Source organism: Bradyrhizobium sp. MOS002 (assembly GCF_003020115.1).
Lineage (GTDB): Bacteria > Pseudomonadota > Alphaproteobacteria > Rhizobiales > Xanthobacteraceae > Bradyrhizobium.
The window spans coordinates 94748-109240 of record NZ_PYFX01000013.1 but is presented as its reverse complement, the minus strand read 5'-3'; the positions used below and the strand labels follow the sequence as shown (position 1 = coordinate 109240).

General features: G+C 62.3%; 15 protein-coding genes and 1 pseudogene. 10 read left to right on the top strand and 6 right to left on the bottom strand.

All coding sequences use genetic code 11. The annotated features are described in order from the left end of the window. Nucleotides 1-271 precede the first annotated feature (271 nt). The 5 genes from C7G41_RS28380 (at nucleotide 272) to C7G41_RS28360 (ending at nucleotide 4490) form a co-directional block, all read left to right on the top strand. Entirely contained in the window at nucleotides 272-1540 is a 1269-nt protein-coding gene (locus C7G41_RS28380) for a M20 family metallopeptidase (RefSeq protein WP_106945618.1), read from the top strand. Nucleotides 1541-1604: 64 nt separating this feature from the next. Then, nucleotides 1605-2270: a trimeric intracellular cation channel family protein gene (locus tag C7G41_RS28375; RefSeq protein WP_106945617.1), complete on the top strand. Its 666-nt coding sequence runs from the start codon at nucleotides 1605-1607 to the stop codon at nucleotides 2268-2270. A 51-nt stretch (nucleotides 2271-2321) separates the two neighbouring features. Beyond that, entirely contained in the window at nucleotides 2322-3551 is a 1230-nt protein-coding gene (locus tag C7G41_RS28370) for an amidohydrolase family protein (protein WP_106945616.1), read from the top strand. Between the two features lie 74 nt (nucleotides 3552-3625). Further along, nucleotides 3626-3904, top strand: a complete 279-nt coding sequence (locus C7G41_RS28365) for a hypothetical protein (protein ID WP_199198655.1) — start codon at nucleotides 3626-3628, stop codon at nucleotides 3902-3904. A gap of 25 nt (nucleotides 3905-3929) precedes the next feature. After that, nucleotides 3930-4490 carry an NADPH-dependent FMN reductase gene (locus tag C7G41_RS28360; protein ID WP_106945615.1) on the top strand — a complete coding sequence of 187 codons (561 nt, stop codon included), beginning with the start codon at nucleotides 3930-3932 and terminating at the stop codon, nucleotides 4488-4490. A gap of 116 nt (nucleotides 4491-4606) precedes the next feature. On the opposite strand, the gene C7G41_RS28355 is transcribed toward C7G41_RS28360, so the two are convergent. Continuing rightward, nucleotides 4607-4870 carry a hypothetical protein gene (locus C7G41_RS28355; RefSeq protein WP_106945614.1) on the bottom strand — a complete coding sequence of 88 codons (264 nt, stop codon included), beginning with the start codon at nucleotides 4868-4870 and terminating at the stop codon, nucleotides 4607-4609. Nucleotides 4871-5040: 170 nt separating this feature from the next. On the opposite strand from C7G41_RS28355, the pseudogene C7G41_RS28350 reads away from it, so the two are divergent. The 4 genes and pseudogenes from C7G41_RS28350 (at nucleotide 5041) to C7G41_RS28335 (ending at nucleotide 7802) form a co-directional block, all read left to right on the top strand. Next, nucleotides 5041-5970: pseudogene (locus tag C7G41_RS28350) on the top strand (Ku protein). A 65-nt stretch (nucleotides 5971-6035) separates the two neighbouring features. Then, nucleotides 6036-6311, top strand: coding sequence for a hypothetical protein (locus C7G41_RS28345; protein ID WP_306768054.1), 276 nt, complete (start codon nucleotides 6036-6038; stop codon nucleotides 6309-6311). 1 nt (nucleotide 6312) lies between these two features. Further along, nucleotides 6313-6975 carry an HAD family hydrolase gene (locus C7G41_RS28340; RefSeq protein WP_106945613.1) on the top strand — a complete coding sequence of 221 codons (663 nt, stop codon included), beginning with the start codon at nucleotides 6313-6315 and terminating at the stop codon, nucleotides 6973-6975. Between the two features lie 128 nt (nucleotides 6976-7103). After that, nucleotides 7104-7802, top strand: coding sequence for a GrlR family regulatory protein (locus tag C7G41_RS28335; protein ID WP_106945612.1), 699 nt, complete (start codon nucleotides 7104-7106; stop codon nucleotides 7800-7802). 112 nt (nucleotides 7803-7914) lie between these two features. Here C7G41_RS28335 and C7G41_RS28330 read toward each other — a convergent pair whose 3' ends face one another. Continuing rightward, nucleotides 7915-8178, bottom strand: coding sequence for a hypothetical protein (locus tag C7G41_RS28330; RefSeq protein ID WP_106945611.1), 264 nt, complete (start codon nucleotides 8176-8178; stop codon nucleotides 7915-7917). A 200-nt stretch (nucleotides 8179-8378) separates the two neighbouring features. On the opposite strand from C7G41_RS28330, the gene C7G41_RS28325 reads away from it, so the two are divergent. Beyond that, the gene (locus C7G41_RS28325; protein ID WP_106945610.1) at nucleotides 8379-10070 is read left to right on the top strand and encodes a recombinase family protein; all 1692 of its coding nucleotides are present in this window, start codon (nucleotides 8379-8381) and stop codon (nucleotides 10068-10070) included. Between the two features lie 255 nt (nucleotides 10071-10325). Here the strand turns inward: C7G41_RS28325 and C7G41_RS28320 are convergent, their stop codons facing one another. The 4 genes from C7G41_RS28320 to C7G41_RS28305 all read right to left on the bottom strand — a co-directional run bounded on the left by C7G41_RS28320 (nucleotide 10326) and on the right by C7G41_RS28305 (nucleotide 14197). Continuing rightward, nucleotides 10326-12479, bottom strand: coding sequence for a 3'-5' exonuclease (locus C7G41_RS28320; RefSeq protein ID WP_106945609.1), 2154 nt, complete (start codon nucleotides 12477-12479; stop codon nucleotides 10326-10328). 116 nt (nucleotides 12480-12595) lie between these two features. Beyond that, entirely contained in the window at nucleotides 12596-13321 is a 726-nt protein-coding gene (locus C7G41_RS28315) for an SOS response-associated peptidase (protein ID WP_106945608.1), read from the bottom strand. Between the two features lie 2 nt (nucleotides 13322-13323). After that, nucleotides 13324-13773 (bottom strand): hypothetical protein, encoded by a 450-nt coding sequence (locus C7G41_RS28310; protein WP_106945607.1) that lies wholly within the window; start codon nucleotides 13771-13773, stop codon nucleotides 13324-13326. Between the two features lie 13 nt (nucleotides 13774-13786). Continuing rightward, on the bottom strand, nucleotides 13787-14197 hold the full coding sequence (locus C7G41_RS28305; protein WP_106945606.1) for a hypothetical protein: 411 nt from the start codon (nucleotides 14195-14197) through the stop codon (nucleotides 13787-13789). Between the last annotated feature and the right edge of the window lie 296 nt (nucleotides 14198-14493).

Sequence of the window (14493 nt, the reverse complement as noted above, 5' to 3'; positions counted from 1 at the left end):
GGATCACTGCAACGATCGAGGTCGAGCCGTATGTCGGGCGCAGCCCGGTCGTTGATCGGCGAGATACTCGCTGAGATCGAGGGAGGATCCAGGACGAACACCCGGTCGCCCTTCATCGCCGGATCTACCGATGCGGCTGTCAAGGTGGTTCGAGAAGCTTCGCAGGGGTCAGTCTAAGCTCAAAGAAGTGAGTTGCGCACGGCGAGAATGGGCGCGAGGCTGAAAAAGCAGAGTTCACCTATGGCGTCCAATTGGACGAAGGGGTCGATCCATGGCCAATACTCAAGCTCTTTCTTCCGAGCAGGTGCTGCACAATCTCGAGGTCCTCCTTCCCGATCTGGAAGCACTCTACAAAGACGTGCACTCTCACCCCGAACTCTCGATGCAGGAGACCCGCACTGCGGGACTGGCGGCGGACCGTCTTCAGGCGGCCGGCTACGAGGTGACGACCGGCATCGGCAAGACCGGCGTCGTAGGTCTGCTCCGGAACGGAGAAGGGCCCACTGTCATGCTGCGCGCCGACATGGATGCGCTGCCTGTCCAAGAGGCAACCGGTCTTTCCTACGCCAGCAAGGCGACGGCCACGGACCGCGACGGCAACACGGTTCCTGTCTCACATATGTGCGGCCACGACATGCACGTCACCTGGCTGGCGGGAGCCACCAAGCTGATGGCGGATGCGCGGACCTCTTGGCGCGGCACGTTGATGGCGGTCTTCCAGCCCGCCGAGGAAACGGGCGAGGGCGCGCAGGCCATGATCAACGACGGCCTATTCAAGCGCTTTCCCAAACCGGACGTGATCCTGGGCCAGCACGTCATGGTGGGTCCGTCTGGCACGGTCGCCGGCCGCGCCGGCGCGATCACGTCGGCGGCCGACAGCCTTCAGATACGGCTGTTCGGACGAGGGGCGCACGGCTCGATGCCACAGGCCAGCATCGATCCCGTCGTCATGGCCGCCTCGACCGTGCTGCGGCTGCAGACCATCGTGTCGCGCGAAGTGGCTGCCGCCGAAGCCGCCGTTCTGACGGTGGGGGTCCTGCAGGCAGGCACCAAAGAGAACGTTATTCCGGACGAGGCCATTATCAAACTCAATGTCCGGACCTTCGAGGCCGGCGTGCGCAAGCGCGTCCTGGCCGCCATCGAGCGGATTGCCAATGCCGAAGCGGCTGCTTCGGGAGCGCCTCGACCGCCGGAGATCACGACCATCGATCAGTACCCTCTCAACGTGAACAATCAGGAAGCTACCAGCCGCGTGGTGGATGCGTTCCGAGGATATTTCGGCACCGACCGTGTCCGGGCCACGGGTCCGGCCCCCGCCAGCGAAGATTTCGGATCGTTTGGGTCCGAATGGCATGTGCCATCGGTCTTCTGGTTTGTCGGTGGCACTGATCCGGAGACCTATGCGAAGGCCAGGGAGGCGAACAAGATCAACGAACTGCCGGTCAACCACAGTCCGAAATTCGCGCCCGTTCTCCATCCGACGCTGCAAACGGGCGTCGAAGCGCTGGTCGCGGCGGCACGCGCTTGGCTGCCGGCCTAGTGCCCGGTTTCCAGGTCAGATCGAAGCATGCTCGTCCTCTCTTGAGGCAAGGAGAGCCGGATCAATGGACAAGCTTCCGATCGTGCTGGATCTGACCGGCACCTTCGTCTTCGCACTCAGCGGAGCATTGGCTGGCGCGAGGCGAGAGCTCGATCTGTTCGGCGTTTTGGTTTTGTCGTTCGCTGCTGGCAATTCGGGAGGGATCACGCGCGACCTCCTGATCGGCGCCGTGCCGCCCGGTGCGGTCGGCGACTGGCGCTATCTCGGCGTGTCGCTGCTGGCCGGCATAGTCACCTTCTACTGCTCGCCCCTCATCGTGCGAATGTCAAATTCGATCCTTATTTTCGACGCGGCGGGCCTCGCACTCTTCGCCGTCGCAGGCTCGTCGAAGGCGCTGTTGTTCGGGCTCAATCCGGTCATGGCGATGGTGCTCGGGATGGTTACCGGGATCGGCGGCGGCATGGTGCGCGACGTCTTGCTGGCCGAGATTCCGACGGTGCTGCGCGCCGAGCTCTACGCCGTCGCGGCCCTTGTTGCGTCGGCTATCGTCGTGGTCGGCCACATGATGCAGTTGCCGGTCGCCGCGGTCACGTCGATGGCGCTGATTTCATGCTTCTTGCTCCGCGTCATGGCGATCAGGCGAGGTTGGCGCCTTCCGGTCGCGAAAATCGCGAAACGCACAGACGCCGACGCCGCGAAGCGAGATCAGAAGGGACCCGGAAGATCCTAAGCGCGGACGCGCGACGATCGTCTCCAAATCCCAGGGAGAGCGGAGGCTGGAATGTCAAAGACGGTCATCGTTTGTGGCAAGCTGTTCGACGGCCTGAGCGACACGATACGTGAACGGGCGGAGATCTTGATCGAAGACGATGCCATTTCCGTAGTGTCGGGCTCGGTCGGACGTCCGGACGGTGCGAATGTCATCGACCTCAGCGACCGGACCGTGTCCCCCGGCTTCATCGACACCCACGTTCATCTATGCATCGACGGCTTGAACCTGGCGCGGCAAACGTTGCAGTGCTCGCCGGCCAAGGCGCTGGCCGGCCTTTACTACGCCCAGCAGTACATGCGCTACGGCTTCACGACGCTTCGCGACATGGGCACGCTGGATCCCGAGTGGCCGACCATCAACCTGCGCGATGCCATCGACAGCGGCATGGCTCGGGGGCCGCGTCTTATAGTGGCGCCCCACATGATCAGCGCAACCGCAGGTCACGGCGACATGCAGGGCATGTTCCCGTGCCGATGCCATATGGGACTGTCCAGGGTGGCCGACTCGCCGGCTAAAATTCGCGAGCTGGTTCGCATGGAGCACGCTTTCGGTGCCGACTGGATCAAGACCATGAACACCGGTGGATACATGAGCGCCGGCGACGACCCGGCGAGAGTGACCTGGTTTGAGGACGAGATGCTGACGCTCGGGCAGACTGCACAGCAGCTCGGCATGCCGCTGGCGGTCCACACGGGCGCTGCGGAGGGGTGCAAACAGGCCTTGCGCGCCGGCGCGCGAAGCATCGAGGACTGCTACCTCATCGATGACGAGGGCATTGCGATGGCGGAAAAAGCGGGCGCGTTCCTCGTCCCTACCATGCAGATGACCCGCGAGGACAAGGCGCTTCTGAAGGAAGGCAAACTCCCCGAGCACGCGGTCTGGAAATTCCGCCGCGACGTGGCGGCGATCGAGGAGGCGCAGAAGCGCATTGCGCGGAGCAACGCGAAAGTGGCTTACGGGACTGACTGCGGCATGTTTCCCTTCAGCGAAGGGGTTCTCGAGTTTCAGGCCATGGTGGCGGCGGGCCTTGCTCCGGCGCGTGCATTGAAGGCGGGCACCAGCGTCGCCGCGGAACTTTTGCAGCGCGATGATCTCGGGGCTATTGCTCCGGGCAGAAAGGCCGATATCGTCGCGATGCCGGGAGATCCTGTAGAAGACATCGCCGCGACGGCGAAGGTGGATTTCGTCATGAAGGACGGTCGCATCTACCGCCACGGATCGCTGGATATACTGCTGTGATGAGCCTACTTTCCAGGACGACTGCGGCGCCATAGGGCGCCTCGCCTCGTTGGAGAAGCACGAAGGGCAGTAAGATGACCAGACTGACTCCGACGATCTTCTTCGGCCACGGCAACCCGATGAATGCGATCGGGCAGAATGCCTATACGGACGGGTGGAGCTACATCGGGCACACCATGCCTCGGCCGAAGGCCATCCTGTCCATCTCTGCGCACTGGTACGTGCCGGAGACCGGCGTCACCATCACCACTGCGCCGCGCACGAACCACGGTTTCGGCACCGAGACGGCCGGCTTCCCCATCAACGGCGTCGACGGGGGATCGATTTCGATGTTGACGGTGAAAATTGGATGACGGCCACGAAACCGGAGAGACAGCGATGACCAAGACGATCGACGTAGCCGTAATCGTGGGCAGCCTGCGCAAGGGGTCGATCAATCGCATGGTCGCGAACACGCTCATCGAACTGGCGCCCGCGGAGCTGAAGCTAGGCATCGTCGAAATCGGGCAACTACAGCTTTACAATCAGGATCTCGACGACCAGCCGTCGGCCGAGTGGACGGCGTTCCGCGAGCGCATCGCGGGTTGCAACGCGGTCCTGTTCGTGACGCCCGAGTACAATCGCTCCATTCCGGCTGCTCTCAAGAACGCCTTGGACGTCGGGTCCAGACCTTATGGGAAGAGCGTGTGGAACGGCAAACCCGGCGCGGTCGTCAGCGCGTCGCCGAGCGCGATAGGAGGCTTCGGCGCCAATCATCACTTGCGGCAGACGTTCGTGTTTCTGAACATCCCGGCTATGCAGCAGCCCGAAGCGTACCTCGGTCTCGCCGACAAGCTGTTCGATCAGCAAGGCAAGCTGAGCAATCCCGATACCGGGAAGTTCCTGCAGAATTTCATGAACGCCTACGCGACATGGGTCGCCTCCAACGCCAAATCGTAGGTCTTGTCTGAGGGCAGCCCCGTGCGACGCCGGCCCGCTGCAGCATCTGATTTCGCGCTCTTGGGCGGGGATCTGCCTGCGTGTGCGGGCTATCTCGTTCCGGACCGAGTGGAGTTTCAAAGGGCGCTGAGATCTTCCGGTACGTCGCCGAACTTCCGGATCAGCTTGGCGTCGCTGAAGTCGCCGCTGGAAGGATCTCCGGTCCGCGAGAACGCGATGGCACCGGCATGGCCCGCAATGCGGGAGAACGCCTCAGCCCGCATGACCGCGGCGTTCGCGCTCAGGCACGCCTCCCGGGCGTCGCCGCCGCACGCCGCGATCGCCTGGTCGGCGGCGGCATCGCCGGGGGCCGGTCCGGCCAGCTCCAACGTAACGCTCATCCGAATATGTTCCTGATCCGTTCTCAGAAAGTCAAGAGGCGCTCTCCCAAATTCCCGTGGTGCAACGACGGCCTTTGGATGAATCTTGGGGACAGGCGGACGGCTTGTCGGAACCGGCCGAGCCTGTTCGTCTTGAGTCTGAGTCCTCGTACCTGGAGCGTTGCGTACCCATGGCCCCCCGCGCAAACTGGAAGGGATTTCTGCGTCTCTCGCTCGTGACGTGCCCCGTGGCGCTCTACCCGGCGACGTCGGAGAGCGAGAAGATCTCGTTCAACCAGCTCAACCGGCAGACCGGCCACCGCATCAAGTATCTCAAGGTCGACGCCGACACGGGCGACGAGGTGCCCAACGAGGACATCGTCAAGGGCTACAAGGTCGACACCGATACGTTCATCGAGGTCACCAAGGAGGAGCTAGAGAACGTCGCGCTGGAATCGACCCGGACCATCGAGATCGACGAGTTCGTCGATCGAAGCGACATCGATCCGCGCTACCTGATCCGCCCCTACTACCTGCGTCCAGACGGCAAGGTCGGTCACGATGCCTTCGCGGTGATCCGGGAGACGATCCGCGAGATGGACAAGGTCGCGATCGGGCGCGTGGTGTTGACCAACCGCGAGCACATCGTCGCGCTGGAGCCGCTCGACAAGGGGCTTATGGGAACGCTGCTGCGCTACCCGTACGAAGTCCGCGATCCGGCCGAATAGTTCGACGAGATCCAGGACGTCAAAGTCACTAAGGACATGCTCGATCTCGCCCGGCATATCGTCGAGCAGAAGGCCGGCAATTTCGAACCCAACAAGTTCGAAGACCAGTACGAAACCGCCCTGGTCGATCTCATCAACCAGAAGCGTGCCGGCAAGCCGATTACGCTGAAGGAGCGCCAGCGCGGCGAGAACGTCGTCGATCTGATGGACGCGCTACGCAAGAGCGTCGGCGGCGCAGCAGCCAAGACCGAGGCTCCGAAAAAGCCTGCCAAGAAGACGAAGAAAGCTGCGGCGGCTCAGAAAGAGATGCTGATGCCGATTGCCGGTAAGAAGCCGGCTAAGGAAGCGGCGGCGAAGAAGCCGGCATCAGGGGCGCGGCGCAAGTCGGCCTGAGTAACGTGAAGTATCCGGTGACGCCCGACGGTCGCTACTTCGTCGTCCGTGGCAGGTTGTGGCGCATGGCCAACCCTGCCCTCGGTGAAGCGGAGCGGACCGGTCTCGTCGGCCATCTGATGAAGGCCCGTCGCGCGGTCCGCGACGCCAAGCGGAACGCAGACCCCGAGGCGGAGGCCGCTGCGCATAAGGCAGTGGACAAGGCAAAACGCGAGCTCGGTGAGAGAGGCCCCGTCTGGTGGGAAGACGGCGCACCGGATCTCAACCGGCACATGGCCAAGAACACGACCTACGCCGATTGGTACGCGAAGATCCGTCGCTCACGCTCGGGAGGATCCTGAATTGACCAAAGCTGCAATTTTCGACGTGGATGGGACGCTCTTGGATTCGGTCGATCTCCACGCCCTCGCCTGGCACGAAGCGATGGTGAAATTCGGCCACGATGTCACCTTCAAGCAGGCGAGAGGCCAGATTGGCAAGGGGGGCGACAAGCTGGTTCCGCACTTCCTGTCCGAAGAAGCCCAGCGGGACCACGGCAAGGAGATGGAGGAATGGCGCAGCAACCACTTCAAGTCCCAGTATCTGCCGCTGGTTCGCCCATTTTCGGCGGTCCCCGATCTGTTGCGGCGCGTGAGGGATGCCGGCGTCCGGATTGCCGTCGCCTCCTCCGCCAAGAAGGATGAACTTTCCAAATATCTAGAGATCGCGGGCATCGGCGACCTGGTCGACGTGACGACCTCGTCGGACGACGTCGAGGAATCGAAGCCGGCTCCCGACATCTTCGAAGCGGTCCTGAAGAAGCTTGGGGTCGAAGGCCACGATGCGGTGGCGATCGGTGACACGCCATACGACGCCGAAGCAGCAAGCAAAGCGAAGATCGCGATCGTCGGCGTGCTGTGCGGCGGCTTCACAGAGAGTTCGCTGAGGCAGGCTGGATGCGTCCAGGTATACCCCGGCCCGGCCGCCCTGCTTGCCTGCTTCGGGGATTCGCTCCTCGCAAGATGAGCCCCCATGGCGGAAGGTCATGATCAGACGCGAGCCTCGAGGCGGCGGCTTACTCTTGATTTACCGAGTCGCCTTTCCGCGTACCATCTGACCGGCTATAATACGCTACGCGTAGCGAGGGTAGGGTGTTGTTCGACGGGTTGTACAAATGCGAGTATCGCGCTGGCCCCGTGCTGAACCGTAGCGTCATGCATGTGCGCGGTGGCCGTATGCTGGGGGGAAACTCGGCTTTCGCCCACGTCGGAAGCTACGAAGAGATCGACGGCGTGATCGTCGGTCGCGTCGCCGGACAGCGCCATGCCATGAATCCCGAGGTGCGGCAGCTCTATGGTGCGGACGATGACGAGCTGATCCTGCGCGGCCGCGCGGTTGGCGATTCCTACCACTTCGACGCCTCTCCGGTCCGGCTCCCAGATCAAGTGATGCATGCCGTGATGACCAGCTTGGATGAGGAGTCATTGCCGCCGCCAGGAAAGGTCGGCAACGGCGGCATCCCGAATGGCCTTTACGGGCTGCGCATCCGCGCGCTCGATGGGATTGACGGCGGACTGACCGGTGTGATGCTGCTGGAGGAAGGCCGCATGCTGGGCGGAGACGCCTTCTTCTACTATCTCGGCTCTTACTCCTCTGCGGATAACCGCTGGCGCGGTGAAATCGTCAACCAGGAACACACGGCGGCTCGCGACGCGATCTTCGGCGGGTACGAAGTGGGCATTGGCTTTTCGGGCAGCTGCGGGGCCAACGGCGCGATTTGGGAGGCGACGGCGCTGGCCGGAAAACGAAGTTTCCAGCTGGCGGCCGAGATGAAGCTCCTGCACAGGATCTGATCGAGACTTCAGTTCGCGCTCGGGTGAGGCCGCTGCAGCCGGAGATCAACAAAGTTAGCGACCCAGTAGAGCTTGAGCACGGCGGGATCGGGCCGTGATTCGTCCGTGCGGTTCAGTCGGGCGGGCATTCAGGGCAGGTGTCGCCGATCGAATCCAGCATTCCGCGCAGCTCGGCGACAGCCTGATCCGGAGACAAGCTGTCCGGCGGCTCCTGCCTGGCGATATCCAAGGCGTGCTCGCGGGCGTGAGGGTCGGCGCGGTCCTTCGCCCAACCATGCTCCTCGCATTCGTGGATGGCGCCCGCCCCATGCAGCACGCTGAGCGCCCATCCGCGCAGCGTTCGGATCGCCGGCCGTCTTTCCTTCGTCATCAGCATTGAGATCAACTCCCGCCGGACGAATCCTTTCGCCCGTCTTCTCGTTCCGGGCGGTTAGCACGCAGCAGGGATTCGCAATCGGCAGGGTTGAGGTTTATCCCCGTGTTCCGCGGTGCCCTGCAGGCTGTTCGGCATTGCCATCCCGACCGCGGAAGGTGTATTTGCATTCGCGGGTACCTCCGAAGTGGCAGGAGGGGTGCATGGGTAACTGGCTCGTTGTTCCGAAAGGGACAAGCTTGGCGAGGCGGACCCGGGCGCGCGGTGCTGCGCAGTACGTTCGAATGTCGAGAGAGCTCCAGCGCTACTCGATCGCGAATCAGATAGCGGCCATCGCCGCCTATGCCGAGACGAACACGCTCACGATTGTGCGCACCTATCGCGACGAGGGCCGCAGCGGCCTCCGGATCAAGGGGCGTCCAGGTCTCATCGAACTGATCGAAGATGTTCAGTCGGGCCGAGCCGACTTCTACCACATTCTCGTCTACGACGTCAGTCGCTGGGGCCGGTTCCAGGATGTCGACGAGAGTGCCTACTACGAATTCCTGTGCAAGCGGAACGGCGTCCAGGTCGAATACTGCGCGGAGATATTCAAGAACGACGGCACCTTTGTTTCCGGCATCGCGAAAAGCCTGAAGCGCGGCATGGCCGCCGAGTGGAGCCGGGAGCTCTCCGTAAAGGTGCACGCCGGACACTGTCGGGTCGCAAGCCTTGGATATCGCGTTGGCGCTCCCGTAGGCTACGGCCTCCGACGCTTGATGGTCGACGAAAGCGAGCATCCGAAGGCCCTTCTCGCAAAGGGGCAGTTCAAGGCTCTGCAATCGGATCGCGTTCGGCTGCAGCACGGCTCAGCCGAAGAGGCCGCTGTGATCCGGGAAATTTTCGATCAGTTCGTCAACTGCCGGCAATCCTACAGCGACATCAGTCGCCAACTGAACGACGCGGGCATCGCCAATCACAACGGTCGGCCCTGGACCGACGGCATGATACCCACCATTCTCGGGAACGAGAACTACATCGGCAAGACCGTCTACAATCGCACTTCAAGACGCTTGGGCCAGAAGCTGGTCAAGAATCCGGATAACGCTTGGGTCCGGGGCGCTGCGGCGATCGAGCCTATCGTGGACCAAGGCATCTTCGCTCGCGCGCAGAAGCTGCTGGCCGAGCGCCGCGTGGAGATTCCGGAAGAAGAGATGCTGCTGCGCCTTCGTCTCACGCTCCGCCGGCGGGGTAAACTCAACTCGCACATCATCAATACGACGCTGGGTCTCAATCACGTCTCCTCGTACGTGAAGCACTTTGGTTCGCTGCGGAAGGCCTATGCGCTGATCGGATATGTGTCGCCCCGCGACTGCGACTGGATCGATACCCGGGATTTTTGGGCCGCCGAACAATCGAGGCATGCGACCGAACTCGCGGCGTCGCTGCGAACGGAACTTGGCCTCCAGGCTGATCTTGTTCCGGACGGCATAGGGCTTGATGTCGGAGGTGCGCGCGTGGTTTCGTTTCTCGTCGCGCGACGACTGGCGCATCGTGGAAAGGACCACGCGGCGCAATGGAAAGCCTACCGTAGGCAGATCTCATCGGGCCTGCTTGCCGTGATGCGGTTGGATGCGGCGAATCGGGAGATCGAGGACTACGTGCTGTTACCTGCCCCCTTGAGGTCAGGACGCTACGTCTGGCTCTCATCTGATTCTCTTCGTCGACGCCAGGGCGCGCTTTACGAGGAAAAGGGGGCATTGTTCGGCGCCATCAAGGCAACGCTGGCAAAAACCAACCGTGCCGCCCCAACCAGCTCAGTACCGTCGAAAGAGCGATCGAAATCAGGCCGGCCCAAAGCCAAGGGCTTCGGCGGGCGGCGCTCACGGTGCGGAGATACAAAACCGCTCCGATGAGCGTGCCGTAGTTCCTTCGGAAGTCACCATTCAATTTTGCAATCTTGGACAGTTCCGAGGACGTCTCGACCTCATTTGCCATCGGGCTGGCTCCTTCGTCTTGGTAGGACCAGCGCCTTATGAACCACTGTTTTGCCCGACGGCGCAAGTGATATTTCGTTTATCCGAAATAACGTGATCGCAGTGGAACTCGGCCCGAAGCTTTAGAATTCTCAGAGGCGGCCGCAGTCCAGGCAACTGCTCGGTTATGAATTGCTACGCTGCCTCGCGGTACCCCTCTTCGCTCCGCTTCTTGTTGATGAGATTCAACAGCTGCGCCGAAGCCCGTGCATCGCATAAGGCTCGATGATGATTGTCGAGCGAGATGCCATATATCTCGCAAAGTTTCCCAAGTCCGTAGGACTTGTGTCCCGGATAGCGCCGTCGCATTCCGGCGCACGTGCAGAGCTTGGGAAATCTGAAGCGCCGCGCGATCCTTTCGAATTCGTAGGTCATGAAACCGTAGTCGAAGCTCACATTATGGGCGACGAAAATGCCGTCCCCCATGAACTCCATGAATCGGCCCGCTACCTCCGCGAACACAGGTGCGTCCCGAACCATTTCGTTCGTGATGCCGGTCAGTTGAACGATCTTTGCAGGAATGGAACGCTGAGGATTGATGAGAGAATGCCACTCGTCGACGACACAGTGGTTGCGAACCTTCACCGCGCCGATCTCGGTGATGCGATCGCCATTCGACCAGGAGCCGGTCGTCTCGATATCGACCACCACGTAGTCCTGCTCGGGATCGAAACGATAATCCACCCGACCGATCTCGGCGATGATCCCGGCGGCGTCGAGCTGGCGGAGACGGGTCAGCTGGTTGCGACGGATCACGTCCCCCTCGGCCTTGACCTCCATGAAGGACGCTTTACCGTCCTGCACCAGCATCAGGTCGGGGAAACCGTCCCGCATGCCGCGGAAATCGTCGCACATGCTGCGGACGATGCTGGCTATGGCACTTGGATCGAATCCTTCGAGCAGCGCGCGGAGCGCCTCCACTTGCACGTGATCCCAACTGAAGATCCCATTCGGGCGGCCCCATTTTGCTGCGACGGTGCGGAGGATCAACGGAAGAGAAGCTCCGGACGCAATGGCGGCCAGCTTCTCGTCGATCGTCACGGCGAAGAGCCGCCGGAAGCTGCGGTCTTTCAGGCAATGGGGTAGCCAGTCGAACCCGCTGGGCATCCGGGTGCTCTCGAAGAGCTCGTCCCAGAAGAGAAGGCCGAACAGGGTGTGCCACAGCACATTCTCGGTGAAGAAAACCTTGGTGCCCTCGCGCCGCAGAACGCCGGCGACGCCTGCTTCTGGATTGCCCCGATGGGTATCGTCGACGGTGATCGTTCGCCCGGACCGCAGCAGTTCGGTGTAGACGCCTGTGCGCCTCCCTCCGAACTTGCGAGCGTAAAAGTCCGTTGCGAAAACGTGCTCCCCGTCGCTGGCGGGATCATCGATCATCCGCTGCAGCAGCTCTTCGGCTCCGGTGCGATCCCCGGTGTTGTAAAGCAGGCGGACCAGACGCTCGTTGCAGTCCGGCGAGCACCCCGCGCGGTAGAGCTGACGGGCAAGATCGCTCTCGCCCGCTTTCTCGAAGAAAAGTCCGGTCTGATGAGCCGCTCGGCTGCGGAGGTCCTTGGCGTACTGTGTCTCGCAGGCAGGCCCGGACAGCACGTCGATGGCGGCCCGCCTGTGGGCAGTCTCCGATCCTTGCTCAAGGCTGTGAAGAATCTGGCTGTAGTGGAACGAAGCAAACGCCTCCTCGGCATCGGTGAAGCGTGCGCTGAACGCGGTCTCGCGATTGGTGCGGAGGATACCCAGGTCCCGCAGCGCGAAGTTCTTGAGGTTCACCTCGGTCTTGCCGAAGTACAGATAGAGCAGGAATTCGATGGGCGGTGTGCCGTCGAGAGCGATGAATCTTCGGGCACCGCAGTGCTGCGCGGCCGTCGAGAAGGGGATCTGCTCGAGATAATAGTCGATGAACTTGGCTTTGGCCCAAGACTTGCGGACGTCTTTGCGCCCAGCCGCCTGTGCCCCCGTGAAGAGGACATCCTTGGGAAGACACGCGACGAACCCGGCATAGTCGACTTCACCGATCACCCGGGCATGACCGACCATCATCAGATCCGACGTCGCCTGCTCGATATCGTCGATCTCGGGGTACTCGAACAGGGACCGATTGAATATCGCACCACTCCGGTTGATCATGCGGATCAACAGGCATCGGGCATCTCTCGAAAGGCCCTCGAAGCGCGCTATGAAAGCGTGATGATCTGGGCCAAGCACGAGTTCGTACGTTCGCTGCACGAACTCGAGCATTTCGGCGAAATGGTCGAGATAATAATAGACGGGCAGTTGCGGCAGTTTGGCCAAGCGGACCTTCGCGGCAGGAATCGTTTGTTCTATTTTTGTTCGAATAGCATGGGTGAAGTCAAGCGCCTCGACGGGCTGCGCCTCTCCTGGTCGCCGACCGCTCGGTGTCCGCGAAGTCAGGAAGGCGAAGCCGGGGTATCTTCCTTGACGCCGCGGGCGACGATCCGGAGCGCCCCATCCGGGAGCGGCCGCTGCAGCTTCAGCGCCTCGTCCGGAGGCGCGGTCATCCAGGTCTCGACCTCTTCCGGCGTCGTGAGGATCACCGGCATTGCCTTCGGGTGGATGGCTCCGACCTCGGCGTTCGGCTCCGTCGTCAAAAACGCGTAGAGGTCGTTGGTGGTCTCGCCTTCCTTGACCTTCCTGACCGACGTCCAGTTGGTCCAGATGCCGGCGAAGCAGACGAGCGGTCGGGTCTCGTCGATCGCGAACCAGATGTCGCCGCCCTCGGCCTTGTTGAACTCGCTGAACGAGTTGAACGGCACCACGCAGCGATTTTCGACGCCGAGCCAGCGCGTCCAGTGTTTGCTTTTCACATTACGGATGTTGGTCGTTCCAGAATCCGGCTCCATCCGGAGCAATTCCTTGAAGTCGACGGTCTTGCCCTTGGCCTGCAGCTTCTCGGCGCGCTTCTTGGTGGCGTCCATCAGCGCTTTGGACGACGACGGCATACCCCAGCGCGCGGTCGCGAGTTCGCGGCCCTCGGCGCCGGTCCGCACGATCGGCGCCGCGTAATCCGGAAACACGCCAGGCATGGGAGCGAGGTTGCCGATATACTGGTTGGCGATCCGGAACAGCGCCGTGATGGCCGCCTGGTTGGTGGTGATGGAGTAGAGATTGCACAAGGTCAGGTCTCCGGATCCGGATGGCGGGCCCGCTGCGCCAGCTGCAGAAGGGTAGCTCCTGGGCGCTTCCCGGCTTTCGCGCACTTCCGGCAGCGCAGGCGGCTCGCCAAGTCATGCACGAACGTCGTCGATGGGTGGGCGAGGGTCGCGAGGTCGACGTCGCGAGCGGCCTTGCAGCGCGAGCATTCGATCTGCAGCCAGCTATAGCCACCGTTGATGGCCTGGTCGATCGTTGGCGACGGATCGAGGGGGCCACCGTCCGACCACCAGCGTTCGTTGACCGACTCGCAAAGAAGCTTGTCGGCTTGCCGGATCAAGGCCTCACCCTTGGCCCGAGCCTCGGAGGACTGGACCGCGAGGATCGTCGTCATCGCGCGCGCGCGTCCGAGCTCCTTGGCGAGGGCCTTGCGGTCTCCTCCGGAGAGGGGCGTTGGGTGGTGCTTGAGGGCCATGGACGTCCACCGGCTACGGCGCGTCGTACGAGGGCCAGCAGCCGTCTTCCTCGTGTCGCCCGGTCCGCTGTGAACACGTGCCGTCCAGCAGGCGCTGCCCGACATCCCTCCAGATCGCATCCAGACCGTACAGGCGAGTGGCATCGATCTTCTGGATCTCAACGGTCCGGCCGCACCGGCGGCAGCCAACCCGCAGTAGATGCGCCGGAATTTGACCTAACCGCAGCTGGCATTCGGACGGCCTGGGGCTGGAGGAATTGCGATGGACGCGAGCATCGCCAAGAAGCGCCTGCCAGTATTCGGGCGGCAGATCGTCTTCCGGAGCCAATCCGCGTGCCGGTGCCGCCCTTCTGCCGCCGGCAGAGGCTATCCTGTCCATCTGCTTGCGGGTTGGCATGCGCCAGCTTGCGGGGCGGTCGGTCATGCCTCATAGAACATAACAAGAACACAAGAGTCTAGCCCCGTCGAACAGGAAAACTCGGCGGGCGGCGAGTGCAATCCCATCGGCGGGCGGTTAGCGTGTCACTCCAAGGAGCTCGGCCTTCGATGGAACAGCATCTGCCGGCGCTGCGGGCCGACCGACATACAAAGACCAGGTAAATCGTTTAGATCACAAAGATTGCCATCCGGGAAAGTGCTCGAGTTCCTCATATTATCCGAGGGAGTTCGTCACGTCAGGGGACTTTCGCAAGCGCTTTGCGGAAAAAGAAATGCCCGTCG